Annotated in this window: 26 protein-coding genes; 16 read left to right on the forward strand and 10 right to left on the reverse strand. The window is 70.3% G+C overall.

The features are described 5' to 3' along the window. Positions 1 to 34: 34 nt before the first annotated feature. The 7 genes from EKO23_RS20320 to EKO23_RS20350 all read left to right on the forward strand — a co-directional run bounded on the left by EKO23_RS20320 (position 35) and on the right by EKO23_RS20350 (position 4639). Positions 35 to 1000 (forward strand): FAD-dependent monooxygenase, encoded by a 966-nt coding sequence (locus tag EKO23_RS20320; RefSeq protein WP_134720128.1) that lies wholly within the window; start codon positions 35 to 37, stop codon positions 998 to 1000. A gap of 321 nt (positions 1001 to 1321) precedes the next feature. Beyond that, the gene (locus tag EKO23_RS20325) at positions 1322 to 1795 is read left to right on the forward strand and encodes a nucleotidyltransferase domain-containing protein (RefSeq protein ID WP_134720130.1); all 474 of its coding nucleotides are present in this window, start codon (positions 1322 to 1324) and stop codon (positions 1793 to 1795) included. Then, positions 1795 to 2106 (forward strand): HepT-like ribonuclease domain-containing protein, encoded by a 312-nt coding sequence (locus EKO23_RS20330; protein ID WP_134720132.1) that lies wholly within the window; start codon positions 1795 to 1797, stop codon positions 2104 to 2106. The genes EKO23_RS20325 and EKO23_RS20330 overlap by 1 nt, the downstream gene beginning before the upstream one ends. A 913-nt stretch (positions 2107 to 3019) precedes the next feature. Continuing rightward, positions 3020 to 3388 (forward strand): alpha/beta fold hydrolase, encoded by a 369-nt coding sequence (locus tag EKO23_RS20335; protein WP_134720134.1) that lies wholly within the window; start codon positions 3020 to 3022, stop codon positions 3386 to 3388. Then, positions 3364 to 3810 carry a hypothetical protein gene (locus EKO23_RS20340; RefSeq protein WP_134720137.1) on the forward strand — a complete coding sequence of 149 codons (447 nt, stop codon included), beginning with the start codon at positions 3364 to 3366 and terminating at the stop codon, positions 3808 to 3810. The genes EKO23_RS20335 and EKO23_RS20340 overlap by 25 nt, the downstream gene beginning before the upstream one ends. After that, positions 3807 to 4118: a hypothetical protein gene (locus EKO23_RS20345; RefSeq protein WP_134720139.1), complete on the forward strand. Its 312-nt coding sequence runs from the start codon at positions 3807 to 3809 to the stop codon at positions 4116 to 4118. Before EKO23_RS20340 ends, EKO23_RS20345 begins: the two co-directional genes overlap by 4 nt. A gap of 116 nt (positions 4119 to 4234) precedes the next feature. After that, on the forward strand, positions 4235 to 4639 hold the full coding sequence (locus tag EKO23_RS20350) for a COG4315 family predicted lipoprotein (RefSeq protein ID WP_246051211.1): 405 nt from the start codon (positions 4235 to 4237) through the stop codon (positions 4637 to 4639). 382 nt (positions 4640 to 5021) lie between these two features. On the opposite strand, the gene EKO23_RS20355 is transcribed toward EKO23_RS20350, so the two are convergent. From EKO23_RS20355 to EKO23_RS20375, 5 genes are all read right to left on the reverse strand, one after another. Further along, positions 5022 to 6257: an NAD(P)/FAD-dependent oxidoreductase gene (locus EKO23_RS20355; RefSeq protein WP_246051213.1), complete on the reverse strand. Its 1236-nt coding sequence runs from the start codon at positions 6255 to 6257 to the stop codon at positions 5022 to 5024. Between the two features lie 72 nt (positions 6258 to 6329). Beyond that, a complete protein-coding gene (locus tag EKO23_RS26535; RefSeq protein WP_167880571.1) occupies positions 6330 to 8000 on the reverse strand; it encodes a helix-turn-helix transcriptional regulator in 1671 nt (556 codons plus the stop codon). Positions 8001 to 8091: 91 nt separating this feature from the next. Beyond that, the gene (locus EKO23_RS20365) at positions 8092 to 8700 is read right to left on the reverse strand and encodes a universal stress protein (protein ID WP_134720143.1); all 609 of its coding nucleotides are present in this window, start codon (positions 8698 to 8700) and stop codon (positions 8092 to 8094) included. 123 nt (positions 8701 to 8823) lie between these two features. Further along, positions 8824 to 9495 carry a potassium channel family protein gene (locus EKO23_RS20370; protein ID WP_134720145.1) on the reverse strand — a complete coding sequence of 224 codons (672 nt, stop codon included), beginning with the start codon at positions 9493 to 9495 and terminating at the stop codon, positions 8824 to 8826. A 7-nt stretch (positions 9496 to 9502) separates the two neighbouring features. Next, complete coding sequence (locus tag EKO23_RS20375; RefSeq protein ID WP_134720147.1) at positions 9503 to 10927, reverse strand: TrkH family potassium uptake protein; 1425 nt, start codon at positions 10925 to 10927, stop codon at positions 9503 to 9505. Between the two features lie 262 nt (positions 10928 to 11189). Between EKO23_RS20375 and EKO23_RS20380 the strand changes: the two genes are divergently transcribed. From EKO23_RS20380 to EKO23_RS20390, 3 genes are all read left to right on the forward strand, one after another. Then, the gene (locus tag EKO23_RS20380; RefSeq protein ID WP_134720149.1) at positions 11190 to 11513 is read left to right on the forward strand and encodes a hypothetical protein; all 324 of its coding nucleotides are present in this window, start codon (positions 11190 to 11192) and stop codon (positions 11511 to 11513) included. Between the two features lie 411 nt (positions 11514 to 11924). Beyond that, a complete protein-coding gene (gene nhaA, locus EKO23_RS20385) occupies positions 11925 to 13250 on the forward strand; it encodes a Na+/H+ antiporter NhaA (RefSeq protein WP_217702724.1) in 1326 nt (441 codons plus the stop codon). 182 nt (positions 13251 to 13432) lie between these two features. Further along, entirely contained in the window at positions 13433 to 16492 is a 3060-nt protein-coding gene (locus EKO23_RS20390) for an ATP-binding protein (RefSeq protein ID WP_167880572.1), read from the forward strand. 23 nt (positions 16493 to 16515) lie between these two features. Here EKO23_RS20390 and EKO23_RS20395 read toward each other — a convergent pair whose 3' ends face one another. Continuing rightward, complete coding sequence (locus tag EKO23_RS20395; RefSeq protein ID WP_134720153.1) at positions 16516 to 17439, reverse strand: class I SAM-dependent methyltransferase; 924 nt, start codon at positions 17437 to 17439, stop codon at positions 16516 to 16518. Positions 17440 to 17507: 68 nt separating this feature from the next. On the opposite strand from EKO23_RS20395, the gene EKO23_RS20400 reads away from it, so the two are divergent. Next, the gene (locus EKO23_RS20400) at positions 17508 to 18203 is read left to right on the forward strand and encodes a PadR family transcriptional regulator (protein ID WP_246051212.1); all 696 of its coding nucleotides are present in this window, start codon (positions 17508 to 17510) and stop codon (positions 18201 to 18203) included. A 70-nt stretch (positions 18204 to 18273) separates the two neighbouring features. Beyond that, positions 18274 to 19080, forward strand: a complete 807-nt coding sequence (locus tag EKO23_RS20405) for a methyltransferase domain-containing protein (protein ID WP_134720157.1) — start codon at positions 18274 to 18276, stop codon at positions 19078 to 19080. 720 nt (positions 19081 to 19800) lie between these two features. Here the strand turns inward: EKO23_RS20405 and EKO23_RS20410 are convergent. Both EKO23_RS20410 and EKO23_RS20415 read right to left on the reverse strand, forming a co-directional pair. Beyond that, entirely contained in the window at positions 19801 to 20286 is a 486-nt protein-coding gene (locus EKO23_RS20410) for a hypothetical protein (protein WP_175582726.1), read from the reverse strand. Positions 20287 to 20415: 129 nt separating this feature from the next. Continuing rightward, positions 20416 to 21906: a hypothetical protein gene (locus EKO23_RS20415; RefSeq protein WP_134720159.1), complete on the reverse strand. Its 1491-nt coding sequence runs from the start codon at positions 21904 to 21906 to the stop codon at positions 20416 to 20418. A gap of 630 nt (positions 21907 to 22536) precedes the next feature. Here EKO23_RS20415 and EKO23_RS20420 point away from each other — a divergent pair. From EKO23_RS20420 to EKO23_RS20430, 3 genes are read left to right on the forward strand one after another with little or no spacing between them, the layout of a single operon-like run. After that, entirely contained in the window at positions 22537 to 23247 is a 711-nt protein-coding gene (locus EKO23_RS20420) for a response regulator transcription factor (protein WP_134720161.1), read from the forward strand. Then, positions 23244 to 24623, forward strand: a complete 1380-nt coding sequence (locus EKO23_RS20425) for a sensor histidine kinase (RefSeq protein ID WP_134720163.1) — start codon at positions 23244 to 23246, stop codon at positions 24621 to 24623. The genes EKO23_RS20420 and EKO23_RS20425 overlap by 4 nt, the downstream gene beginning before the upstream one ends. After that, on the forward strand, positions 24620 to 25303 hold the full coding sequence (locus tag EKO23_RS20430) for a GerMN domain-containing protein (protein WP_167880573.1): 684 nt from the start codon (positions 24620 to 24622) through the stop codon (positions 25301 to 25303). Before EKO23_RS20425 ends, EKO23_RS20430 begins: the two co-directional genes overlap by 4 nt. A gap of 46 nt (positions 25304 to 25349) precedes the next feature. Here the strand turns inward: EKO23_RS20430 and EKO23_RS20435 are convergent, their stop codons facing one another. Together EKO23_RS20435 and EKO23_RS20440 are read right to left on the reverse strand one after the other, a co-directional pair. Beyond that, on the reverse strand, positions 25350 to 25793 hold the full coding sequence (locus EKO23_RS20435) for a hypothetical protein (protein ID WP_134720165.1): 444 nt from the start codon (positions 25791 to 25793) through the stop codon (positions 25350 to 25352). After that, entirely contained in the window at positions 25790 to 26251 is a 462-nt protein-coding gene (locus EKO23_RS20440; protein WP_246051215.1) for an STAS domain-containing protein, read from the reverse strand. The genes EKO23_RS20435 and EKO23_RS20440 overlap by 4 nt, the downstream gene beginning before the upstream one ends. Before the next feature lie 186 nt (positions 26252 to 26437). Here EKO23_RS20440 and EKO23_RS20445 point away from each other — a divergent pair, with 186 nt between their 5' ends. Next, on the forward strand, positions 26438 to 26890 hold the full coding sequence (locus EKO23_RS20445; RefSeq protein WP_134720169.1) for a MarR family transcriptional regulator: 453 nt from the start codon (positions 26438 to 26440) through the stop codon (positions 26888 to 26890). Positions 26891 to 26932 lie beyond the last annotated feature (42 nt).

Here is a 26932-nt window from a genome sequence, read left to right on the forward strand (position 1 = left end):
GCAATGACCCACGGATCAATCACAAGAGCCGTATTTGCCTGCCAACTCGGTCCGGGCGCTCGGCGCGCTCGGTCTCGAGGCCGAGCTCCGCGACCGCGGCCGGGTGATCGCACGTCAGCGGTTCCTGGATGAACGCGGTCGCCTCCTTCTCGAGATCGACCTACCCGGTTTCTGGGGCGAGGCAGGCCCGTGTGTCGCGCTAGGGCATCGTGAGCTGCACGAGGTGCTCCGCGAGGGCATCGACGTGCGGCTGGCGACGACCGTCGTTGACCTTCGCCAACGTGGCGGACCAGTCCACGCGGACTTCGTCGACGGCTCGGGCGAGGACTACGACGCCGTCGTTGGCGCCGATGGCCTGCGCTCCTGGGTACGCGCCCATGCGTTCGGTGGCGGCGAGCCTCACTTCGTGGGGCAAGCCAGCTGGCGTCTGCTCGTTGACGGCTTCGCGGACGTCACGTCGTGGACCGTGTGGCTCGGGCGGGGCCGGGCGTTCCTGGTGATCCCTCTCGACGGTGGTCGGGTCTACTGCTACGCCGATATCGATGCCTCCGAGACGACCGACCCCACCAGTGGGGACCCGGCGGCGTTGGCCGAGCTCTTCGGTCGCTTCGCGGAGCCCGTTCCGACGATCCTGGCAGCGGGGCTCGCGACCGGTGGCGCGCCGTACTTCTCGCCGATCGAGGAGGTCGTCCACGAGCCGTGGGTGCTCGACAAGATCGTGCTGGTCGGTGATGCGGCACACGCCATGGCGCCAAACATGGCCGAAGGCGCCGGGATGGCGCTGGAGGACGCGCTCGTCCTCGCGGAAACGATCGCCTCCGGCCGGCCACTCGAGGCGTTCCAGGCTCGACGGCGGCCCCGCGTCGAGTTCGTGCACGCCCAAACGCGACGCCGGGACCGAACGCGCAGACTCCCCGGCACCGTGCGCAACGCGTCCCTCCGGTTCGCCGGTCGGCAGATCTTCAACAGCAGCTACGCACCGCTGCGGACCGCGCCGTAGCGCGAGCAGCGCGCCGAAGTCACCGGTCAGGTCTGGACTGGCCCGGCATCGATGTCAGTGTTGGCCCTTCTGTTCGTAGGAGGGGCGGCAGCGATCCAAGCTCGCGACGTCCTGGTGCTGCACGGCTTCCTGCGGCGAGAGGTCTAGGCCGTGCTGGGAAGCGAGACGCGGTCGGAGGCCGACCCAGCAGTGGTGGACCGCCCTCTGCGCCGACGTTCACGGCGGAAGGTCCGCCTTGAGCTCGCGCTCATCCCGTACGACGTCGTGCAGGTGACGTTCGGTCCACCGCCAGGTGTCCTCCCGGTTTGATAAGGTGGGCTTATGACCCTGATGGCCGAGTACCGCGACGCCCGGCGCGAGGAAGACGTCGCGCGGCTGCGACGCGTCCTCGCACTGCGGGCGATGGGTGCCAGCGGCATGAGTCAGCGCCAGATCGCCGAAGCGCTCGGCATCACCCAGCCCGCCGTCAGCCAGCAACTCAAGTTCGCCCACGATCTCGGTGGCGTCCATCCCGAGAAGCTGCTCGAAGCCGCCGCGCCGATACTCAAGGCACTCGCCGCTGAGCACGGCTACAGCAAGCTCGCTGTCTTCGGATCCGTCGCGCGCCAACAGGCCCGTCAGGACTCCGACATCGACCTGATCGTCGAAGCACCCGCAGGAACCTCGACCTTCGGGTTCATCGGCTTCAAACAACTCATCGCACAGGTCCTCGGTCGCGAGATCGACCTCATCGACTACGGCGGACTCAAACCGACGCTCGACGATGACATCCGTCGTGACGCGGTGCTGCTGTAGTGGAACGCAAGGCAGCGAAGGAACTCCTGCACGTAAAGGGCTGGCTCACCCGCGTCGACGAGATCATCGAACGCGGCCACGACGCGTACCTTGCCGACGACCTCCTGCAAGAGGCCGGCGATTCCCTGATGATGAAGCTTGGGGAGGCCGCCAACCGGCTCTCCAAGCTAGACGTGCTCGCACCCGACGGCGTCGACTGGGCGCTTGCGGTCGCCAACCGCAACTTCCTCATCCACCAGTACGACGAGATCAACGGGAGCTCACCTGGCTCACGCTGTCCCGTGATCTGCCGGCGTGGCGAGCCTCGCTGAATGCGCTGTTCGTACAGGCGGACCAGGCGCTCGATGAGGTCGATCCCGATTGAGGTTCCCGCAGGAGACTGAGACGATCAGGGTTTCGACAACCCTTCACCCACCGCCGGGGTAGGCCGGTTGGCATCGGAATCGTCGTGTGCGATTCCAGAGGTTCGTTGGTCAATCCTCGCCACCGTGACGCACATATTCCCCAAGTATTCGAGCAGATCGGCGCTGATTGGGGCGATCGCTGGCAAACACAGAAGGAGTGCCTATGTGTTTGCGCAGGTCAGGTGCACGATGACGCAAATGTGGGCCATTCGGTGAGGTGCCCGCCGAGAAACAAGGGGTCGCAGGTTCAAATCCTGTCAGCCCGACAAGAAAATAGGCCTTGACCTGCGGAAACGCGGATCAAAGGCCCTGCAAGTGTTGAACTATCGGCCTCGAATCCCGACATAATCCCGAAGTACTCGCGGGTTCAAGTCTCGCCGGAAGGTCGCAGACCAGCGAAAATGGCCACGCGGTCGCCGACCGGGGGAACGGTTGCTCCCCAAAAACTCCCAAAGTATTCGCGCGTGGTGGCTCTCGGCGGCGACGCTGCCCGTCAGGGTCGCTGCATCGCCAGACCAGCTCGGGCGCGATCGCAAGCTCCAGGTAGGTCGCTGGTGTTCGCTGGGGGCAAAGACCCCCATGTCAGCCGGGCGCTGGGTCAACGCTGCGATCCGGGCGCGGTCGCCCGGTGCCCAGAGCGGGCAACTGCCGCAAAGCGCGGCGGTGGGACACTGGTCCGCGGCACGAGTCGCGGCCTTTAGGCGAGGGCGCACACGGCGACGAGTTCGAGACCGTTGGCCCTAGGCACGAACGAACGGCAGCCGACGTCGGCGATGGCACACCCATCGCCCGAGACCACGGCGCCGAGGCACCTGCGTTGATGCTGCTCCACGGCGGTGGCGCGAACCTCGAGTCGATGGACCAGTACGCCGAACGGCTGGGGCACGGCCGACGGTGCGTGGCCATGGACGTCCGGTCCTGCGGTCGGTCGGGCGACCCGGCGAGGTTCCGTCTCGAGGACGCCGCAGCGGACATCGCCGCGGTGGCCAAGGGACTCGGCCTCGGACCGGTCGACGTGCTCGGGCACTCGCTGGGCGGCTTCCTCGCCGGCTACCACGGCAGTGTCCACGGGGGACGAGTGGTCAGCATCGATGGCTTCGGCCCGGGCATGGTCACTGTCGGCACCCCGGCGCAGCGGCGCGAGTTCGCTCGTTCCAGGAAGGCATGCGGGAGGCCTTCTTCGCGATAACCGCCGCCCCGGAGTCCGGCGACCGGCACTGGCGGGACGAGCAGGTGGAGCAGCTGTGTGCGGTGTTCCCGCGGATCGGCTACACCGCCCCGAACGCCCGGGTGATGGCCGAGCGCAACCTGGTCCCCGTCGGTGAGGGGCAGTGGGTGCGCCGACCTCCCCGGCACCTGTTCGCCGACGCGTTCGAGGACGACGGCGAGGCCGATGTGCTGCGGATGTATCGAGGGGTGCAGGGCCCGACGATGATCATCCGCTGCACCCGCTCCGACGCCCCGCCCGTGCTCGACATGGCGCTTGACGAGCTGGCCTCGACCAACCAGAACGTCTCAGTCGTGCCCATGCCGCTCACCCACCTCGAGCCCGCCTGGGACGCCGTCGACGACGTCGTCGCCGTGGTGGAACCGTTCCTCTCGCCGCTATGACGCTTGCTAGCCCGGTCAGTGACCGGGCGTGGCTCATCCGCCCGATCGGCCAGGGGCGTCAGTTCGCTGTGTCGATCTCCACCTACGCCATCGCCGGCGACCGGACGCTGTCCCTGATCGCGCCGGTCGCCGCGACGTCCGGCGCTGGTCCCACCGATGCCGCGGTCTCCCCCGACGGCCGTCAGCTGTCCGTGCGGATGCGCGCCGGGTCGGTCGCCTCGTGGCGGATCGGTCCCAGCGGGTCGCTCACCGACGCCGGCACCGCAGCCGGGACCGCGTTCGGCATCTCCGGTCTGGTCGCCGACTGACACGGCGGGATCGGCGCCGTGACGGCCATCCGCGTGCGCGTCCCTGGAGGGGTCGCCCACGCGGACGTCACGATTTCGTCACCACCACAAGGCGCACACCGCCGGAGACTGGCCTCATGCGCCCGACCTCGCTGCTCCTGCTGAGCCTCCTCTTGGCGACCGCGTGCAGCGCCCCGGCCGACGACACCGCGGACCCACCCATCGCCGCAGGCCAGGCATCGCAGCGCCCATCCACATCCCGCACGGCGCAACCCGCCGACCCCACCCAGCCGCCCAGTGGACACAACGGCGCCGAGATCATCACCGCCGACAGTGACTACGGTCCGATGCTGTTCGACAGCACCGGCCAGCCCATCTATCTCTTCGCCCGCGAGGCGGGCGCCGAGCCGGCTTGCTATGCCGACTGCGCGGCCGCGTGGCCCCCGGTCCTCACCACCGCCGAACCATCGGCTGCGGGTCAGGTTCGGGACGCGCCGCTCGGCACCACTCGCCGTACGGACGGTTCCCTCCAGGTGACCTAGGCCGGGCACCCGCTGTACCTCTGCGCCCACGAAGGCAAGCACCAGGTGCTGTGCCACGACGTGCAGGAGCTCAGCCGCACCTGGCTGGTGGTCCGGCCGCAAGGAACGGCCGCGGGGGCTTGAGGCAACGCAGCGGTCGCTCGCCATCTGCAGCTGCACCGTCCAGGACCATCTCCAGGCCGTGTTCGACACGGTGAACGTCAACAATCGACGGGAGCGGTGGCCACACAACCTCGGGGGACCGCGGCCCGAAGAGTGACTTTGAGAGATTGAGCTCGCCCGAAATCGTCAGGCGTCGGCCACGGCCGGGCGCGTAGCGCCTCTCGCACGTCGGCATCGGGTTCAGGCAAGTTGTTGGTCGGGAGGCAAGGTGAAGCCCCGATCACTGGACTGTGGGAGACGATTCGGGCACCGCGTCGTACTTCTCGAGGTGCCGAGGGTTGAAGAACGCGTCGACCGGCATGGTTCCGGCCAACACGCTGAGGAAGTCCTGCGTCGCGTCCTCGCGGCTCGCGATGAAGGCGAGCAGAGCAGCCTCCTCGGCAGAGGGCGGGTCGTTCGAGGCGAGCTGGCAGGTGAGATCGAACATCGGCCTGGTCGCAGTGTCCCGGTTGTGCTCGTACGTGGCGAGCGCCTCGGCCTCCGCGCGACGGCCCGAGAACGCATCGTCCAGCGCCCTGGCGATGAGCTCCGCATCGTGAAAGGCGTCGGTGATCCCTTGTGCGGTAACGGCGTCCTTGTGGTACCCGGCATCGCCGATCAACGCCCATCCCGGCCCGTGCGATCGCCTGTAGAAGTTGTGCATCCTCGCGCCCACCAACCGCGTCTCCCGTCGCCCAGCCCGCGCACGCTCAGCGAGTGACGGGTCCGACTCGAAGGCCCCGAGATAGTTCCCGAGCAGATCCCGCCGGTTCGCGTCGAACTCGTCGACCGGCCAAGTCACCACCACAGCAGTGAGGCCCTCGTTGGTCGGGATCACGCCGAACCCACGCGCGCCGCGCTGGTACAGCTGGAACTCCCCGTCGGTGGGGAACCCGCTCCAGTAGGCGTAGTACAGGGCTTCGAGCGCCGGGACTTCGTGGGTGATCGGAGCGCCCACCCAGCGTGCCACGGATGAATGCACCCCGTCCGCGCCGATCACCACCCGAGCGCGTTCCTCGAAGGTCGCCCCGGCACGGGTCCGGCCGCGGATCCCGCGCACGACACAGCCCTCCACAACGAGGCCGTCGACGAGCACTTCCTCCCGGAGCTCGGCGCCCGCTTCTACCGCGGCGTCGACCAGGATGGCGTCCAGGATGAACCGCCGTGGCGCCAACGCGCAGGGCGCTGCGGTGGTGCCGCGAGGGGTGCCGGCGATCGCGAACGGGCCCAGGTCGAGGCGATAGCCGGTGACTGGAGGGCAGCCGCTCGCAACCACGCGCTCGGCGAGCCCCCACCGCTGTAGGAGCTCCATCCCGGGCGGGTGGATCAGATGAGTGGACATCGTGTCACTCGGGAAGCTCGCCCGGTCCAGCAGCAGGACGCGGGCCCCCTTCCTGGCGAGCAGCATGGCCGCCGGCGCACCCGCGGCGCGGGCTCCCACCACAATCACGTCGAACGTGCTCGCTGTCACGGTCATCGCCTCCACGACCGAAGAGATCTCGGACAGGGCGAGCCTGCCGCGGATCCGGGTGCCTCCGCATCGGGGTCCTCACCTATCTCTGAGCGGATCTCCCGAGAGGAGGCTCGGTGCTCGGGCGACGAGCTCGGCTCGTCCGGTGAGCCCGAGCTTGGCCAGGATGCTGCTCACATGGTGCTCGACGGTCTTGCGCGTGATGAAGAGTCGGTTGGCGATCTCCGGGTTCCCCAGTCCCGCGGCGACGAGCTCGGCGACCTCGCGTTCACGTCGCGTGAGCAGGCGGTCCGGGCTGGGTCCGCCCCGGCGAGCCCTCGCGCCGAGCGAGCGGATGAGTGCGGCGGCCTCGTCCGCAAGTCGAGCGGCGCCGATGATCTCGAAGGCATGGAGCGCTGCTCGAGCCTCGGCGAGCGCGGACTCGGCATCGACGCTTGCCAGCGCGCGACCCAGGAGTAGCCGGGTCCGGGCCCCGTCGACAGCCAGACCGAGGTCGTCGTAGAGGGCGACCGCTCGCTGAAGGTGCTCGGTGGCGCCGGGCGGGTCGCCCGCGCCGAGCAGCGCGATTCCGAGCAGGCGCGACGCGGCCGCGACCACGGGGTCGCATCCGGCACGCGTGCCTCGATCCAGCAACTCACCAGCCCGAAGGGTTGCCTCGGCGAACGCGCCGCGTGCGACGTCGATCTCGCCGAGGAGCCCGGTCAGCCGCCACGCCTCCAAGCAGTCCTCAGCCACACGGGACAGGCGCCGTTGGACCAGGGAACCAGCGGCGCTGGGTTCGCCACGTGCGAGCAGGTGAGCGGCGACGGCGAACGTGGCCACCGCCTCCGACTCGAGTCCTTGGAGGAGATGATCCGCCTCATCGATCCGCCCTTGCGCGAGCCGAAGTTCGGCGAGCATGGCCCTCGCCTCGGCGTGCAGCGTGGGCTCGGCTCGTCGTCCGATCTCCAGCGCGGCTAGGAGCTCGCGTTCGGCGTCTTCCCATGCGCCGGTCGCCAGGAGGACCGCGCCGTAGTGCACACGGCACGTTGTGAAGAGGTGCGATGAGCCGTAGCGATCGTGGAAGTCGTCGGCGGCGTGGACCCACTGCAGCGCGCGTTTCGCATCGGCGGCGTGACTGCACGACGTCAGCACCCGGCAGGCGATCAGCACGACGGCATCCAGGTCGGTGGCCTCTCCTGCCAGCGAGCGGGCCATCGCCTTGCCGAGCAGACCCAGGCCCTCGTCCAACCGGCCGCCTTCGACTAGTGCCGTGCCCAGCTCGGCAGTGGCGCAGAGCTCCAGGTCGACGTCGCTCGCCGCATGGGCGCGCTCGATCGCTGCGCGGGCCAACGACGCCGCCGTCCCGGGTCTGCCGTGGTCGTTCGCGAGGTGAGCACGACACAGCGCGATCCACCCGACGAGCGGCTCCAGCTCGTGCCGGATCACCAGCTCGTCGGCTCGATCGACCCAGGCCGTGGCGATTGTCTCGTTCCCCAGACTCATCTCGTAACCCAGACAGAGGTAGAAGCCGGCGAACGCTGCGCGCTGCCAGTCCTCGCGCACCACGGCGGTCGTGTAGGAGCGTTCCCAGCCCGAGAGGGCCGCCTCGGTGTCGCCGAGCCACCAGGCGGCGATCGCGACGCCGAACAGCGCCTCCGGTGATGGGTCGTCCGCGGCGGCGAGGTCGAAGCTCGCCCTCGCTTCGGTCCATGCGCCTTGCGCGAGCTGCCGCCTCGCTCGCTCCATCGGCGCCGCACCGTCGGTCATCAGCCCGATGGCAAGTCGCGGAACGAGGCAGGTGCGGCATGCCGCGGACCGGGTAGCGACGAGGGTTCGCTGAGGGGCTGGCTCCGTGAGGTCACGGTGACCCTCCGATCGGTCGCGCCCGGGACCAGCGCACCGCGCCGGTTCGATCAGGCCGGACCAGGATGACGCGACGCTCACAGCGGCGCGCCACGTGCCCTGAGGTGCTTCCCACGAAGATCGCGTGCAGGGCGCCGCGTGCTCCGGTGCCCATGACGATCGCCTGGGCCTGCACGGTCCGGGCGTAAGCAACGATCGCGGCCGAGAGGAGCCGCCGGTCGGCATCCGCGACCACGGCGTCGGCGCTCACCCCGGCGGCACGCAGGCACCGCGCTCCCCGCTCCGCGATCTCGCGCGCTTCCTCCCGGGTCTCGATGAAGAAGAACCCGCCGCGGCACACGTCCCACGGCCGGACATAGAGCACCAGGACCGTCGCTCGCAGCTGCAGCGCGCAGGGAGCAGCCACCGGCAGCGCGGCCTGCGCCACCGGGCTGCCGTTGTAGGGCACCAGCACGATGTCCCGGTCCGCATGTGGCGACCAGGCCTCGCTCGGGGAGACCGGGCGAGGCTCGGGACCGATCCAGCCGACCGGGCCGATGCGGTTCCGCGGCACCCATACGCCTGCGTGCCGGAGTTCGAGGGGAAGAGCCGCTTGCTCTGCCATGGTGGCATCCTCGGGGTCGACGTTCGATGTTGCCGACCAGCCTTCCCGGCGCTCCACGGCCCACGGTACGCCGCCGCGGGCGGCACGGCCAGGCCTGACGAGGCCTCCGCGGCCCGGAGGTCGTCAGGTGAGCTCGCTGAACCGCTCCACCTTGTCCTGGGGCCCGGAGACGATGATCAGGTCGTCGGGTTGGACGACGGTCTCGGGGGTGGCGTGGGTGAAGTCCTGGCCGGTGCGTTTGACGCCGACGATGGTGATGCCGTACTTCGAGCGGGGCCTGGAGTCGCCGAGCGGGAGGCCGTGCAGGCTGGAGGGGGGCTTGGTCTTGACGATGGCGAAGCCGTCGTCGAACTCGATGTAGTCCAGCATCCGCCCGCGGACCAGGTGAGCGACGCGCTTGCCCATGTCGTGCTCGGGACGAACGACGTGATGCACACCGATCTGGGCGAGGATGCGGGCGTGGGACTCGCTGACGGCCTTGGCCCAGATGTTCGGCACGCCGAGCTTGAGCAGGACCGAGGCGGACAGGATGCTGGACTCCAGGTCGGTGCCGATGCCGATGACCGCGCGGTCGAACTCGTGCACCGAGAGCTGTCGCATCGCCTCCTCGTCGGTGGTGTCCGCTTCGACGACGTGGGTGAGCCGCCCGGCCAGGGACTGCACGACCTTGTGGTCGCCGTCGATGCCGAGCACCTCGACGCCTTCGGCGACGAGCTCGAGGGCCAGGGACTTGCCGAACCGGCCGAGGCCGATGACGGCGACCGGGGAGCTGGACAGCTGGATCTGCCGGGCCATGATCTGTCTAGCCAATGAGGGGCCTGCCTTCCGGGAGGGTGTAGCGGCGCTGCCGCTCGCGCAGGGCGAGCGCGGACACGAGGGTGATCGGGCCGAGCCGCCCGACGAACATGAGCACCACGAGGAGGACCTGGCCACTCACCGGCAGGCCGGGGGTGATGCCGGTGGACAGGCCCACGGTCCCGAACGCGGAGACGGTCTCGAACAGGACGTCGCGCAGTGCGAGACCGGTGACCTCGAGCAGCACCAGGGTGGCGGACATGACCAGCCCGATCGAGAGCAGGGCGACGGTGAGCGCCTGCCGCTGCACGCGTTCGCCGACCCGACGGTCGCCGGCGTTCACGTGGCGCTCGCCGCGCACCTCGCTGGAGATGACGAAGAACAGCAGGATGAACGTGGTGACCTTGATGCCGCCGGCAGTGCCCGCGGAGCCGCCGCCGATGAACATGAGCACGACGGTGGCCAGCAGGGTGCTCTCCTCCATCTGCCCGTAGTCGACGGAGTTGAACCCGGCAGTGCGGGGCATGACGGCCTGGAAGAACCCGGCCAGCACGCGCCCGGGCGGGTCCAGGGCGCCGAGGGTGCCCGGGTTGTTCCACTCCAGTCCGGTCACGACCAGGACGGCGATGGCCAGCAGTCCGAAGTAGGTGGACACGGTCAGTCGGGTGTGCAGGCTCCATCGGCCGGGGCGGCGTAGGTGTCGTCGCAGCTCGAACAGCACCGGGAACCCCAGGCCGCCGAAGATGACCGCGGCCGCGATCGGCAGGCAGATCCAGGGGTCGGTGACGAAGCGGGTGAGGCTGTCGGAGTAGAGCGCGAACCCGGCGTTGTTGAACGCCGAGACCGCGTGGAACACGCCGTGGTAGAGCGCCCGGTCGAACGGTTCGTCGTAGCCGATGAGGAACCGTCCGGTCAGCAGTGCCGCGGTCGCGGTCTCGAACACCAGGCTCACCGTGGCGACACCGGTGATGATGCGCCGGATGTCGCCGAGTCCGACGCTCTTGGTCTCCGCCGCCGCGGTGAGCCGGGTGCGCAGCCCCATCCGGCGCGAGAGCAGCAGGCCGACCAGCGACGCCACGGTCATGATCCCGAAGCCGCCGACCTGGATCAGGGCAAGGATGACCAGCTGCCCGAACTCGGTCCAGTACGTCGGGGTGTCCACGGTGACCAGGCCAGTGACGCACACCGCGCTGGTGGCGGTGAACAAGGCCGTCTCGGGGGGCGCACCGCCGGCGCCGGTGCGTGACACCGGGAGCATCAGCAGCACCGTCCCGAGTAACACAGCCGTGCCGAAGGCGAGCACGATCACCTGGGCCGGGTGACGCAGCAGCGGACGCGACGCCGTCCCGCTCGGTCGTACCCGCACGGTCACCCCACCTTGCCGGCCGGCGGACACCAGGAGGACCCGCTCAGCGACCTCGGGGTCGGCCATCGTCCTGCTGTGCCGACATGCCGTGACCCCGCGCTTGCGCCGAGGAGGCACCGTCGCGTCGGCCTCACTGGCCGGGCCAGCGCTTCGCCGCGAAAGCCGTACTCCTGCGGCGGCCGGTGTAGATCGACAGGCATCGAGAGGGGTTCCTTGGGGGTCGGCGATCTGACCGCCGACCAGACTTCCCGGCACACCAATCACCAACCGTACCCCGCATCGCCCCGGCGTGTTCGTGTCCGACGCCCGGGCACGTAGCCTGCGGTGCGTGGACTCCACTCCCGACAGGCAGCAAGATGGCGCGGTGTCCCGAATCAGAGCAGCGGCTTGGCTCACGCCCGTCGTGGGCATGGTGCTGGCCATCGTCGTGTACCGCGACGCCTACTCGGCTGAGGCCGGTCGCTACGCCGGCGACGAGCCGGCACTCGCGGGACTGTGGGTAGCCTTCCCCTTCGTCCTCCTGGCCCTGGTGCAAGCCAGCTGCGCAGTGGGTGCGTCCGTATCGAAGACCACCCAAGCCCGCGCCGCTTGGACTTCCGCGGCTATCGCTACCACCGCGACTGGCCTACTTGCCGCGTTCCTCGTCGTCTGAGGCATCACCACCGACCTTCCGGACGTACCGCTCCCTCAGCCCTGCCCCTACCGAGGCACGTAGTCGGCGCGGCGGGTCGGGGTTGGGCGCGGGGTACAGTCGTGATGGGTGTGCCGGGAAGCCTGGTCGGCGTCTTCTTGCCGAGCGCGAGGGGACTCATCGCCGATGCCGCACCGTTTTCTGGGGGAGCTGTTTCTCCGGCTCCGTTGTGTTCTGGCGCGGGCAACGTCACCCGAGGCGATCCTGCGCCGCAAGGCGCACCATCGGCGGCGGGGCTTCGGGCTGAATCGCTTCGACCGGTTCTGACCGCACACGGTGGCGCGACGCCCGCACCCGCGTCGGTAGGGTGGAAACAGGTGTGCCGGGAAGTCTGGTCGGCAAAGTCTTGTCGCCGGCCCACGACGGAGCCTCGTGACCCGCACCGACCGTCCTACCCGTCAGCCCGGCCGCCGCCCGCTGCGCCTGTTCGCACGCGGCTCCTGGCTCGAGAGCTCGCGGACTGCGGAGATCCTCCGGGCGGAGACCACCGGCGGCGTGCTGCTGATCGTCGCCGCCGTGATCGCGCTGATCTGGGCGAACAGCCCGTGGCACGACTCCTACTTCGAGCTCCGCGAACTCACGGTCGGCCCGGCCGCGCTGCACCTGGGCCTGACGCTCGGCGCGTGGACTGCCGACGGGCTGCTCGCGATCTTCTTCTTCGTCGCCGGTCTGGAGCTCAAGCGCGAGTTCGTGGCCGGCGACCTGCGCGACCCACGCCGGGCGGCACTGCCGGTCGTCGCGGCCCTCTGCGGGATGCTGGCCCCGGCACTCGTCTTCGTGGCCTGGAACCTCGGCACCGACAACCTCGTCGGCTGGGCGATCCCGACAGCCACCGACATCGCGTTCGCGCTGGCGATCCTCGCCGTCATCAGCACGCACCTGCCCACGGGACTGCGCACCTTCCTGCTCACGTTGGCGGTCGTCGATGACCTGCTGGCCATCACGATCATCGCGGTCTTCTACACCGACCACCTGAACCTGCCCTACCTGCTGCTGGCGATGATCCCGATCGCAGCCTTCGGCGGCCTCGTCCAGCACCGTATCCACCACGTCTGGCTGTTGCTGCCGCTCGCGGCGGTGGCCTGGATGCTGGTGCACGAGTCGGGTGTGCACGCGACGGTCGTCGGGGTGCTGCTCGCCTTCACCGTGCCCGTACGCCGCTCGGACGGTCACACGGGTCGGGGTCTGGCCGAGCACCTCGAGCACCTCGTCCGCCCGGTCTCGGCCGGCGTCGCCGTCCCGCTGTTCGCCTTCTTCGCCGCCGGCGTGTACGTCGGCGGACTCCGCGGGCTGCAGCGGTCGCTGACCGATCCGATCGCGCTGGGCATCATCGGTGGCCTGGTCCTCGGCAAGACGATCGGCATCCTTGGCTCGAGCTGGCTGCTGTCCAAGTTCACCCGCGCCGACCTCGACGAGGAACTGGCGTGGATCGACGTCGCCGGCATGGCGATGCTGGCCGGAATCGGCTTCACCGTCTCCCTGCTCATCGGCGACCTCGCCTTCGGTAGCGGAAGCACAGCCGACGACCAAGCCAAGGTCGGGGTCCTCCTCGGCTCGCTCTGCGCGACGGCGTTCGCCACGATCGTGCTGCGAGCCCGCAACCGGGTCTATCGGCGTATCTGCCTGGAGGAGGCGCGCGACTCCGACGCAGACGGCATCCCGGACGTGTACGAGCAGGACGCGGAAGACTCGGCCTGAAGCGAGTCAGGGCTGTGTCGGGTCGGCTGATCGATCTGTGCCGAGGCAGGACGTCGACGCACCGACGCGAACGGAAGCACGTTACGCCCGATTCTCGCCCTCACAGCCGATACACAGCCCGCCAGGACCACCCTCGCCGGCGTCGCCCCAGGATGGCTCGCTACCGTTCGCCCATCAACGGAATGGCGACGAGCGCCAGCAGCAATGGTGCCGACCTGCGTGATCCTGTGCGTCAGCGCACAGTGTGCGGTCCCGCATCGAATCGGGGATACGATGTCGACGTCGAAGGTCTGACCCAGGCACTCGGGACGGCCGGGGGTGGGTTGGCGCCCGCGGGCCACGACGGAGCACGCACGTTGCCGCGCCGACGCGCTGACTGGTTCGTGTTCCGTGACATGGCTGGTCGCCTTTCGATCTCCTGCGCAGGAGGTGCCATGGCTGTTGTGGTCTCGGTGCTCGGTGGTTTCGAGGTCGTCGTTGACGGCACCCCGGTGCCTGCCGCGTCGTGGCGCCGCCGGCATGCGGCCAGGCTCGTCAAGTTCCTTGCCCTTGCGGAGGGCCATCGCCGGCACCGGGAACAAGTGCTGGAGGCCCTGTGGCCGGAGCTGCCTCCCGATGCGGCGGTGCGACAGCTGCACAAGGCGGCTCACTACGCGAGGGGCGCTATCGGGGTACCCGGAGCGGTGGCCCTGTCCTCCGATCTCGTCTCGCTGCTGCCGTCAGCCGACCTCACCGTCGACCTCGAGGCCTTCGACGTTGCCGCTGCCAGCGCCGAGTCCGCGCAGCGGCGGCTGGCCGGTGCGCATCGAGGAGACGAGGTGCTCGCCGACGAGGCGCGCCGGCTCGCGGAGCGCGCGGCGGCGCTCTATCCAGGTGATGTACTGCCCGAAGATCCCTACGAGACGTGGGCGGACGCCGCTCGGGGATCGCGCCGCCTGCAGTACCTACGCCTGCTGCGCCAGGCCGACCGCTGGGAAGACCTGGTTCGGGAGGACCCCACGAACGAGGAGGCGCACGTTCGCGTCGCACACCGGCTGGCGACACGAGGAGACCGCGCGGGCGCCTTGCGACAGCTCGACGTGCTCGCCGAGGTGCTGCGCGACGAGCTCGGGACCGTGCCGGGAGACACTGCCGCGACCCTCAGGACCACCGTGCTTGCGCTTCCGGCGGCCGATGGCGCGGAGACAACGTTGCTCCGGGGCCGTCCCCCCTCACCGGTGCCGGAGATGTCGTCACCCATTCTCGGGCGGGTCGCCGAGCTCCAACAGGTGTCCGCGCTGCTGGACCAGTCACGCATCCTGACGATCGTGGGCCCGGGTGGGGTGGGCAAGACCACGCTTGCAATCGAGGCGGCGCACCGCCGGAGCGCGGCACGGGCCGCTGAGGCTTGTTTCGTCGACCTGGCCAAGGCGAGCCGAGCCGACGAGGTCCCGGGTCTCGTTGCCACCGAGCTCGGGATGCAGCTCGCCGGCTCGGATCCGCTTCAGATGCTGCGGGAGGCCATGCGTGGCCGCCGGATGGTCCTCGTGCTCGACAACTTCGAGCACGTCATCGAGGCCGCTGCGCTCGTTCCCGAGATCGCGGCACGGTCGCGCGAGCTCGAGATCGTGTGCACCAGTCGCGCTCGACTCCGCGTCACCAACGAGCAGGTTCTCGAGGTCCAACCCTTTGCGGTACCCGGAGACGCAGGAGGCGGGTTCGACAACGACGCTGTAGCGCTGTTCGCCCACCATGCCTCCGCCAGCGATCCGCACTTCGCTCTCGAACCCCATCGCCGCGAGGTGGCCGAGATCTGCCGCCTGGTCGACGGTCTGCCGTTGGCCATCAAGCTCGCTGCCGGACATGTCCGCACCCTCCCACCGCCCCTGCTCCGGCAGCGGCTCCGCCAGAGCCTGCGGTCGTCGTTCGGCGGCCCCCGCGAGGCTCCCGAGCGGCAGCGGACCATCCCCGCGACGATCGACTGGAGCCTGCACCTCCTCGGCGCGCCCGAACGTGAGCTGTTCCGCCGGATGGGCGTGTTCGCGGGTGCAGCCCGGCTCGGAGCAATCGAGGAGGTGTGCATGCAGCCCGGCCAGGACGTGCTTGCTCCACTGTCGCAACTGGTCGACCAGAGCCTGATCCGACGGGTGGACGCTCACGACCTCGAGCCGCGGTTCTCGATGCTCGAGCTCATGCGCGAGCGCGCGTGCGAACAGCTGCAAGCCAGCCCCGAGCACGATGACATCAAGAGACGTCACGCGCGGCACGTCGCCGGATGGCTGGAGCGCATCGAGGAGGACCGCTGGACCACGCTGGCTTCCACCTGGATCTCGATGGTGGTGTCCGAGCTCTCCGAGGTGCGGGCCGCACACGCGTGGGCGAGACATTCCGGCGACCTCGTGCTGGCAGCCAGGATCTGCGGATCGTTGGGCACGTTCTGGCACCGGGAGGGCCACCACGCCGAGGCACGGCGATGGGTCGACGCCAGTCTGGAGCACCTCGACGAGCTCGACTCCGAGCTCGCGGCACGGAACCTGATGTCGGCGGCCTTTCTCTCGTGGAATCTCGACCCGGTGCGTGCACGCAGCTTCTGGGAGGGTGCGGTGTCGCGCTTCCGGGCCAGCGGCAACGATCGGTACCTGTCGTACTGCCTCGGTCTGACCGCGGGGACCTACATCGGCGCCGAACAGTCCTACGAGACGGCCGTCGGGATGTGCTCCGAGGCGATAGCCCTGGGCCGACGCGTCGGCGGTGGACCGCTGGTGGCGCAGAGCCTCAACGTGCTGGGGGAACTCGCCCGGGTCCACGGCGACGACGACCTGGCGTGCACGGCGTACACCGAGGGGAGAGATCTCGCTCTTGCAGCGGGCGACCTGGCGCACGTCTCGGTGTTCCTGGCCAACCTCGCGTACATCGCGGACCACCGTGGCCAGTACGAGCAGTCGCTGCAGCTCGGGCGCGAGGCCCTGTTGACCTGCTGGGGGCTGGGTCGGCGGATGATGGCGGCATGGACCGTGTCCGAGATCGCCGGCCCCCTCACGGGCCTCGGTCGGCCTGAGCTGGCCGCCCGTCTGGTGGGCGCCGGCACGAGCGCTCTGGACATCCTCGGCCAGACCCGGCACCTCGGTGACCTGGGCGAGCACGAACGGGTGGTGGCCGCCTTGAGGGCAAGCCTGGGCGAGGACGCCTACGGGCGCTTCGCCGCCGAGGGTGGCAGGCTCACCCTCGAGGAGGCCGTGCACCTTGCACTGTCGGCCACTTGAACACGAACTACCGCTCGGCGCGGTCAGGCGCGTCGGGCCGTGATCAGCCAGGCCGCGCAGCCCAACGCGACGCCGTCGTCGGTCTGGTGCTCGACGAGGAGGGAACGAAGCTGCTCCAGCGATTGCCTGCGCGCCGCCGGATCACGGTCCTGGAGCATCCAGCCAAGCAGGTCGCGCAGGATCAGGAATCCTTCGTCGGCGTCCCCGCCGAAGTACATCGGCGTGTCGATTGCCTGCAGATCCACGTCGTCGAAGCCCGCGGCATGCAGGATCTCGGTGGTGGCGGAGGCGTCAGCGTGCCGGAACGGCGACGGCGCCGAGGGCGGAGGTGGCGGCGGCGGGTCGCCGAGCAGGGCTCGGACCAGTGAGCTGAACCACTCGTTCTCGGACGGGCCGCGCCAGGACACCACCGCCAGTCGGCCCGCTGGTCGCAGCGCGTGGGCGATGTTGGAGAACGCGGCGACCTGGTCGGCGAAGAACATGGCGCTGGTCCGGCTCACCGCCACGTCGAACGCCGCGGGCGGGAACGGGTAGACCTGCGCGTCGCCGTGCACGAAGGTCGCGTTCCCCAGCCCGTTCCGTCGGGCGATCGACTCCGCGACGCGGAGCATCGGCAGCGAGAGGTCGATGCCGAGCGCGCTGCCCCGGGTTGCCGCGCGTGCTGCGTCGTGGGTGCACTGGCCGTTGCCGCACCCGACGTCGAGGACGCGGTCGTCGGGTGCGATAGCCGCGGCCTCCATCAGGTGGCGGTGCAGGTGGCGGACCGAGTTGTCGAAGAACTCCGGGTGAGCAGCCCAGAGGTCGCCCTCGTCGCCGTTCCACGCGGCGTACTGCTCGTGGTTGCCGTGGGCCACCTCGGTCCGGTCGGCTCGGGGGTGTGCCGGCGGCCGGCCGTGCTCGCTGGCGTGTTCGCTCCTGTGTTCGTTGCTGTGCTCGGTGGTGGTCATGGCGATCTCGCTCGGATAGTCTCGAAGGGACTATTCTGGAATACTCTCAAGGAGACGATGTGTCAAGGGTGGACCGGACCCCTGCTTTGACCACGACCTCGTTCGCGATCCTGGGCCTTCTCGCGATCCGGCCGTGGACCACCTACGAGCTTGCGGTGCAGATGGAACGCACCCTCAACCGCGTCTGGCCACGCGCGCGGAGTCGGCTCTACGAGGAGCCGAAGAAGCTGGTCGCGCACGGGCTGGCGGAGGCGGCCAGGGAGACCGTCGGGCGACGTCCGCGGACCGTGTACACGATCACCGAGGAGGGCCGACGGGCGCTGGCGGAGTGGCTGCGTACCCCGGGGGCGGGGCCCAGCCTGGAGTTCGAGCAGAACCTGAAGCTGTTCTTCGCAGACTTCGGCACCCGCGACGACGCGCTGGCGCAGCTGGAGGCGGCACGGGAGTGGGCGACCGCACAGCTCGAGGTGTTCGTGACGGCCGCCCGTGACTACGTGGAAGACCGTGGCCCGTTCCCGCAGCGGCTGGCGGTCACCTCACCCGGCGCGCGGTTCCTGGTCGACTTCTACGATCTGGTCGACCGCTGGGCCGCGTGGGCGAGCACGATCGTGCAGGGGTGGCCGGAGGACCCGAGCCAGGCCGAGCCGACGCTCGAGGTGGACCAGTACATCCTGCGGCTCGCCGAGGAACGAGCCCGCCGTCCCGGCGGGGACGCAGCCGTCCCGGCACCAGACCTGGCGCCGCACCAGGTAAGCGGTCCGTAACCAGGCGGGGGTGGCTGGCAAGCGCGGTCGGGTGCATCCTCTACAGGGAGAGGCAACCCGGGAGGGGCACATGCCGGACGTCTACGCCCACATCACCGACGCTGACGAGGCGACGCTGGAGCAGGTGGCGGCGGCCATGGAGATGCGGGCCAAGGATGCCCGTCAGCACGAGATCCTCGACACCTACCTCCGCCGGATCGCGTGGCCGCGGGGCGCTCGTGTGGTCGAAGTGGGGTGCGGCACCGGAGCCATCGCCCGCGCGCTGGCGGCTCGCCCCGAGGTCGCCGACGTCGTCGGCGTCGAGCCCTCGCCCGGGCTGGTGAAGCGGGCCCACGAGCTGGCTGCCGACCTGGCGAACATCTCGTTCGTGGAGGCCGATGGACGAGACGTGCCCCTGACGGACGGCTCCTTCGACGTCGCCGTCGTCCACACCGTGTTGAGCCACGTGCCCGACCCGCACCGCCTCGTCAGCGAGGTGCACCGACTTCTGCGACCCGGAGGATGGGCAGCCTTCTTCGACGGCGACTACGCCACCATGACGGTGGCGCGCGCCGCAGACGATCCTCTCCAGGCGTGCGCTGCCGCCTTTGCGGAGCACTTCATCCACGATCCCTGGGTGATGCGGCGCCTGTCCCGGCTCTCCGAGGACCTGGGCTTCGTCGACCCCGTGGTCGACAGCCACGGCTACCTGCAGGTGGGGGACGCGCCGTACCTGCTGAGCATCATCACCAGGGGCGCGGCTGCGCTCCGCGGCGACGGAGTGGTCGACACCGAGCTGGCGGAGTCGCTGGTGGCCGAGGCCGAGCGACGCGTTCGGAACGGGACCTTCTTCGGCTTCATCGCGTACATCAGTCTCGTGGCGCGTCGGTCAGACTGATCTGGTGACGGCGTCAGGCCGCATCCCGCAGGGCAGCAGCGTGGGTCATCGCGCGGGTCCTCGGGCCACCCAGCTCCGGGCAGTGCCGACACCCCGGCCAGTCTCCGGGGAACCGTGCGTGCCGACCTGTCCGAGGCCAGGCGCACGCTGGGTGCACCCACCCCACCGCCGCGGCCCGGCTGGCCGGACCCGGCTGGCTCTGGACCGAAGCGGTAGTACGCCCGCTCACCCGACCGGCAACTGGACCCTGCGCGAGCTCTCGCCGACGCGATGCTCGGGGGCGCCGGCGTCTCGTCATGCCCGCAACGTCGTCAGGATGCGCAGGCCACGCCGATCATGCTCCTCGCGCTCGGCGCCGTGGGATTGCTCGGCGCCGGCGCCGCGGTATGGGTGGATGCGAAGCGCGAGGGCGTGGATCGCGCGAGGACGCAGGACTGATGCAGGAGAGGCTCGACACGCCCTGATCGCGGACTCCGTGATCGCCACCCTCGCCGCGCGCGGGAGTCGGGGACGCACGCATCGCCCGGCGGACGAGACAGCAGGGCTGCCGACCGGCTCGACCTCGTACTACCTGCGGAGCCGGGCCGATCGGCTGGCAGCAGCGGCAGAGAGGCGGGACTTGCGTGCCTGCGTCGACCGCTTCCTGGAGTCGATAGCCGCGGACCGGGCCCGGGCGGGCGAACCTGTCGAGGAAGATCCGCCTGCTGTCCAGGGCGCCGCTCAGTGCGTTCGTGGCGGGGGGTCGCCTTCTGGTGCGCGGCGCCTGGGTGGTGCGCTGGGACCCTCACCGTCCAGGTACCGGTGGGTCGCGAGCCAGAACTGAACGCCGATGACGAGGAGATACGTCGTCGTGGCCGTGAACCCCACCAACGGCCATGCGGCGTGGCCGTGGACCATCGAGGTCACGAAGGCGACCAGGAGGATGCTCGACCCGACGGACGGGAGATGGATCCCGCCCCAGATCCGGATCTCCCGGGTGTCCTCCGGGGCGAGGACACCGTTGAGCCCGCCGTAGGCGAAGGTTCCCACGACGCCGAACGCCAGGACCGCGCCCGCCAGCAGCAGCAGCGCGTCGAGCGCGGAGGGGATGCCTTCCGCATGACTCGTCACCGCTCCCGCGGTCCACACCGTGAGGGTGTAGCCGTACGGTGCAGCGCTGGCCGCCACCACGGCCCGCAGGTGGCGGCGATAGTCGCTTCGCGTCATCTCGACCTCCGATCCGTGTCGTCCGCGACCTCGTGACCGCCCCGACGGTCGGGAACCAGCGTGCCACCGCGACCGGACGCTGGAGGCACCAGGGCGCTGGACGAGCGAGCCCTTCGCGCCCCCGGGCACTCACCCGGTCGACGCGCGGTTCGAGAGGGCAGCGGCTGTCACGCCGTGTGGGATGCGCCGTCCGGTCCGAGCGTGGACCTCCTCCGCCTGGGCGTCGCTGAGCAGTGTCTGGGGCGTGACGCTGACCGTGGCATCCGGTCTGACCGTCACCACGGAGTACGAGGTCTCCTTCGTGGCCGTGGCGACGTACAGGATCGCGAATCGGGCCGGGTGCCGGATGACCCCAGCGTTCGGGCGGGTGTCGATGTGCCCGCCAGCGCTTCCGATGGTGAACTCGATGGTCTGCCGTCCCGTGGCCGTCGTGACCTGTCGGGGCCCGAGGAACCGGTAGGACCGCCCGTCGAGCACCGCCACGTCCTGGCATCCTTCGCCGGCGACCCGCTCGCCGAGGAGATGGTCATGGAGCAGGACGAAGTCCGTGCTAGTCGCGCACGAGGCCTCGGCGGTGGCGTGCACGAAGGTGTCGACGTCGACGTCCGGGTCGCGCCGTACCGTTCCGACGCCGAAGTCGCCGACGGTCGAGATCCTCGGGTCGGCAGCCGCCAGCAGGGTGAGGCCGTCGACGGCATGGGTCGTACCGTCCGCGACGTGCCAGCCGCGTGTGATGGCCGCATCCACGATGGTGGTGGTGTCGTGGAGTCCGGGGGCGAACCAGACCGGCATCTTGTCCGAGTAGTAGTCGATCGTGTCCAGGAGGTAGGTCTCCTCCCTGCGTCCCGCGAACGTGAGGTCGCCTGTGAGGGCGATGAAGTTCGCGTCGATCAGCCTGGCTGCGAGTCCGACCTGTCGGGCCATGCCGTTGACGTCCTCGAAGTCCTCGGCGAGCACGAACGACACCTCGCCGTCCTGCCTGGTGAGCGACGACTGCTCGGCCAGTGCCGTCTCGAGGTTGCGGCTCACCTTGTCGTAGAACTCGGTGCGAGGCCTGAGCACCGAGGTGAACGGCAGCGCGTCCGCGAGCAGCCCGGTGACCTGGGTTCCCTCGAGCGCCGTGCCTTCGAGCGCGGCTGACGGGAGGATCGCATGGTCGTCCTCGTGCGTGTACGTTCGCGCGGCCGCGATGTCGAGGGCGAGAACTGCCGCGATGCAGGCGGCGATGACGGCGCGGCGCAGCGGGCGGTTGTAGGCGTCGATGAGCTCGGCCTGCTCGGTCGGGTAGCGGGCGAGTCTGGCGCGACGTCGCCTCCAGAGGAAGAGCGCCGCACCATCGAGGGCGAGACCGGCGGCGAATCCGGCCACAGCCCACGCGAGTACGTGCCGGCGGGCAGTGTCCCTGATCCGGCCTATGGCCGGTTCGGGGTTCTCCCACAGGCTCGTCAGGTAGGACCGAGTCTCCTTGTCACTGGGGACGAGGAGGTTGATGTTCGCATCGACATCCACACCGACGGCCTTGTCCAGCAGCGGTAGCCGTGCGTACTGCGGTCGTACGAGAGCCCCACCGAACAGCCGGCTGTTCGACTGCCCCAGCACCGGAGTCACGGTGACCGGCACGCCGGCGATCTCTACGGTTGCCGGCGGCGCGTGGGCCACGGCGAGGACTGCTCCCGCCAGCGGGACTGTCGCCATGACCATGGCTGCCGCGATCCACGCGATGACGCGCCGGCTCGCGGGGAGTGCTTGCGCCCGTGGCCTCGGGGCGCCCGGTGCCGTCATCGGGCGGCGCTCCACATCCGTTGTGCGCCAGGTGCCACTCCACCTTGGTAGCACGAAGGAAGTGGGCTCCTGGCCGACGTCCGGCCCAGCCCCGCCGACCTCGGACACGTCGCCGGCCGGTTGGTCGAAGGGCGACGAGCGAGAACCGGCTCCGACCTGCGAGATGGCTGGGCCGGAGCCGGTTCCGTTCCCCCGGAGCTCCGCCGTACCGGGACGTGCTCCGGGCCAGACCCCGGGCCGGGAAGGGTGGCCCAGGGACACCGGGACCTCGTGGCTCGTCTCAGGGACCAGCAGTGAGCCACTGGGCCTCCGGCATTTCCCCCGCGAGTCCGACCCCCCTGTCGGCCCCACCGCCAATCTGCCACCAGTCGTTGACCGTGGCCGGTCGACTCCGTTGCAGTTGCGTGACAAACCACCCCCGGTCGGCTGTTGCCGGGTCGATTCGCCCACGATGGGAACATGACTGGCATGGCGACCCGACTCCTGGTGCTGGAGGACGACGACGGATTGCGTACGTCCCTCCGGCTCGTGCTCGAGAACGAGGGATACGACGTGGTGGAAGCCGCGGATGCCGAGGTCGCACTCGAGGCGGTGGACCAGCCCGGCGTCGACCTGATGCTGGTCGACCTGATGCTCAACGGGATGGACGGCTTCTCCTTCATTCGGCGCGCGCGCCCACAGACGGACGCCCCGATCGTCGTGGTCAGCGCCCGCGACGGGGTCCAGGACATTGTCGCCGCCCTCGAGGCCGGCGCCGACGACTACGTGACGAAGCCGTTCGTCGTGGAGGAGGTCCAGGCTCGGCTCCGCGCTCTGCTGCGCCGGCCCGCGATGGTCAGTGAGGGGACCCGGAGCCGCGAGGACGACGTGTTCGTGCTCGACAGTGGGAATGGTCCGCTCGTGTTCGACAGGGGCGCGGCGATCCTGACCCGCGGTTCCCGGGAGCTCCACCTCACCAACACCGAGTTCCGGCTCCTGGGGGTACTGGTCGACCACGCGGGCCGTGTCCTCAGTCGCAGCGCCCTGCTGGAGCACGTCTGGGACCGGGGCTTCTTCGGGGACGAGCGAATCGTCGACGTGCACGTGCGCCGGCTGCGCAGGAAGATCGAGATGGATCCCGGCACACCGTCCGTCCTCGTGACGGTTCGCGGGCTCGGCTACCGGCTCGACGTACGGTGACCCGCTGGCGCAAGGTGCACGGGCTGCGGTCCTCGGTCACGGTCGCCTTCGCGCTCGGCGCCCTTGCCCTGTCAGCCGCCCTTGCCTTGGGCACCTACTTCTCCGCGCGGCACTACCTGGTCGAACAACGCGAACGGACCGCGATGCGTCAGGCCTTCACCGACGCTGCGTTCGTGCGCGACAACCTGCTCACGTCCGGTGCCCAGGTCAGCGACGTGCTCGGGTCGATATCCCCGCCCGCCGGCACGGTCATCTTCGTCCACCGCGACGGGCGCTGGTACTCCTCCTCCCTGGATCTGCCCGGTCCGGAGGCCACCTCCGGCGTGCAGCCGGTCGTGGCCACCGGGGCAGCGGGCGTCGGGTGGACGAGCGTGACCGAGCCTGGCGCCGTCGTCGTCGGAGTCCCGTTGCCAGCCGTCGACGCCGAGTACTACGAGGTGGCGGTGGCCGAGGAGCTGGACCGGACCTTGTCGACCCTGGGCATTGCCCTGGCGATCTGTGCTGCCGTCACCACCCTCGGCGGAGCCATGGTCGGCCGAGCGGCCAGCAGGCGCGTCCTGGCACCGCTCGCCGACGTCACCACCGCCGCGGTGAAGGTGTCGGCCGGCGACCTGGACACGCGGCTGGACCGGACCGAGGACCCCGACCTCGCCGCGCTGGTCGGGGCGTTCAACAACATGGTCGACGCCCTGCACGAGCGGATCCAGCAGGATGCACGCTTCGCGGCGGACGTGAGCCACGAGCTGCGGACGCCAGTGACGACCCTGACCACCAGCCTCAGCCTCCTGCAGGGCTCCACCGACCTCTCACCCGAGGTCGCCCGCGCCGTCGAGCTGATGGCTGTCGAGCTCGCACGTTTCCGTCGAGCGCTGGAGGACCTGCTCCAGCTGGGCCGTCTGGACGCCGACGTCCACGACGCCCAGCCGGCCGAGATCGGGGTCCGCGACCTCGTTCGTCAGGCGCTGCTGGCCGGCGGTCGCGCCCCGGCCCTGCTGGTGGCCGAGTGCGATCCTCTCCGGGAGGCACACGTGACGGTGGATCGACCTCAGATGCTCCGAGCCCTGACCAATCTTTTCGACAACGCCGACACCCACGGGGGCGGACTGGTCGGCGTCCGCCTCAAGCCGCGCGGCACGTTCGTCGACATCCATGTCGAGGACGGCGGGCCAGGAGTGCCGGCCGAAGATCGGGAACGGATCTTCGAGCGCTTTGCGCGAGCGGGTGGACGCAAGCTCGGCACGGGCAGCGGCCTCGGCCTGAGCATCGTGGCCCGGACCGTGCACAACCACGGCGGCAGTGTCTGGTGCACGACCCGGCCCGGCGGCGGAGCCACCTTCGTCCTGAGGTTGCCGCTCGTCCACGGGGACGACGCGTGAGCCCGCGCCCCCGGACGGGCAGGTCGCGGGTGTGGCTGGCCGCCCTCCCGGCTGCGGTGCTGCTGGTGGCGGCGTGCGGCGTGCCGGAGGGAGGCTCCGCGCGGAGCGTCGACGACACGAGCGTCCCCTATCGCCTGCTCGACCGCGAGACGTCGGCGCCGGGAGCGCCGTACGACGCGCATCCTCCCGCCTCCGTTCCGCTGGTGTTCTGGCTCGACGACGCGGATCGGCTGACCCCGGCCGCGGCGGGCGCGTCCTGCACCCAGCGGCCAGAGGCCCAGGTCGAGCACCTCCTCGGCGAGCTGGCGGCAGGACCTACCGACGAGGTTAGGGCCGGAGGCAGGGGGAGCGCCATCGCTCCGCGGTCCGGCCTGTCCCTGGTGCGGATCGACGACGGTACGGCGCTGGTCGAGGTCGACCCCGGCTCGGGGACCAGCGCCGACCGACTCCCGCTCGCGATCGGCCAGATCGCGCTCACCGTCACCTCGGCTCGGGGTGTGCAGGCGGTCGCGCTGGTCAGCGACGGCGAGCCGGTGCGGGTGCCGCTGCCGGGCGGGGCGCTGACGTCGGCCCCGGTGACCGCGACGGACTACGCCGCGCTCGTCGAGGACCGGCGCGGCGACGGGACGGCGTCCCAGCAGCCGGGGCCCAACCGCTGGCCCGGCTGCCCGGTCTCCTGAACCGCTGTCGGTGCCACGGGACGCGCCGCAACCACGACGCGGAGCCTCAGGCCGTGTCGACGACGAACCAGTGGACCGGGTCGGGGGTGAGGATCCGGAGCCCCCAGGACTCCGAGAGCGCGTCGAACGCGGCGGCCGTCGACTCCAGGTCCCGGGTGTCAGCGGCCGTGGACCCGGTCACCCTGGAGCACCCGCGCCATCGGACGTCGACTGCGACTCGATCGGGATCGAGCCAACGCAGGCCGATGGCGACCGCGCGCGGACCGAACCGGAGGCCGTGTCGAAGAGCGGCGGCGACGAGCGTCACGATGCCGTCGGCGGCCGTGCGCGGCACGGCGCGGTCGTTGCACCAGCCACGCGCGAGGTCCTGCGCCGTGGCGTCCATTCCCTCGCCGCACACGAGATCGAAGCGGGTGACTCCGGGCAGGTCTGGGACGCCCGTGTCGGGGATCCCGGGATCGGCTCGGCGGGCGCGTCCACGGCCGGTCATGGGCGCCCTCGCGTCCCGGCGCCGCCGCCCCGCGAGGCGGTCGCGTCCAACCCTTCGATCGCCAGGGCTCCCAGGAGACCGGTGCGACGGAGCAGGTCGACGCTGCGACGCGACGGCTCGCGTAGCACGACGCCGACCTCCCGCGCGGCGCAGCGGCGCTTGACCCAGAGGAGCACAGCGATCCCCGTCGACGAAAGCTGCGTGACGCCCGACAGGTCCATCACCAGCGTCGCCGGGCCGCGCTCGAGCACGGTGGCCAAGCGTCGACGCAGGTCGCCGAGAGCGCGCCCGAGGTCGCCGTCGCCCAGCAGCACGACGGCGACGTCGACGTCCTGGTGAGACCGCGACCGTGGCACGGCGCCGGGGTCGAGGTGGTGCGGGACTTCCACCTCGACGCCCGCGCCGATGCGCGCATCGACGTGCGCGGCCGCGAGGTCCGTGCGGAAGCTGCCGTCCATGACCAGCACGCTCTCAGGCTCATGTGACAGCGACTCCGTCAGCCACGTTGCAGCGTCGTGACAATGGACGCGGTCGATCGGCTGGGGGTCGCAGGCGTCCGCGAATGGTGGTCGATCGAGGAAAAAATGCTCTACCGCACACTATGCTGTTGAGCAACAAATCCCCAGGGTCCGGGAGGCGGCGCAGTGGACACCGACGAGCTCGTCGAGGCCTTCCTCGAGGCCAGCCGGGCGCTGGTTGCCGTGGCGGTCCGGTCGATCGCGACGGCGCCGGTCGAGGTGACCCTGCCCCAGTGGAGGGTGCTCGTGCTGTTGAGCTCTCTCGGTCAGCAGACGGTGGGCGAGCTGGCGGTGGAGCTGGGAGTGAACTCGTCGAATGCCACGCGCGTGTGCGACCGGCTCGAACAGCTCGGCCTGGTCCGACGTCGACGCTCGAGCGCCGACCGAAGGATCGTCCGGGTCGCCCTGACGGCCGAGGGAACACGCGTGGTGGAGGCGGTGGTGAGCCGCCGGCGTGAAGACGTCCGCGACGTCGTGGAACGCATGTCGGACCTGGACGCCGCACGCGCGGCGCGCGCGCTCGAGGCGTTCGCGGCGGTCGCGCTGGAGCCGGCAGACCGGCGGACTGCCCAGGGATAGCCCGCACGACCGTGCTCGTCCGCGGTCAGCACGTCGAGTCTC

Source organism: Nocardioides guangzhouensis, assembly GCF_004519545.1.
In the GTDB taxonomy this organism is placed as follows: domain Bacteria; phylum Actinomycetota; class Actinomycetes; order Propionibacteriales; family Nocardioidaceae; genus Nocardioides; species Nocardioides guangzhouensis.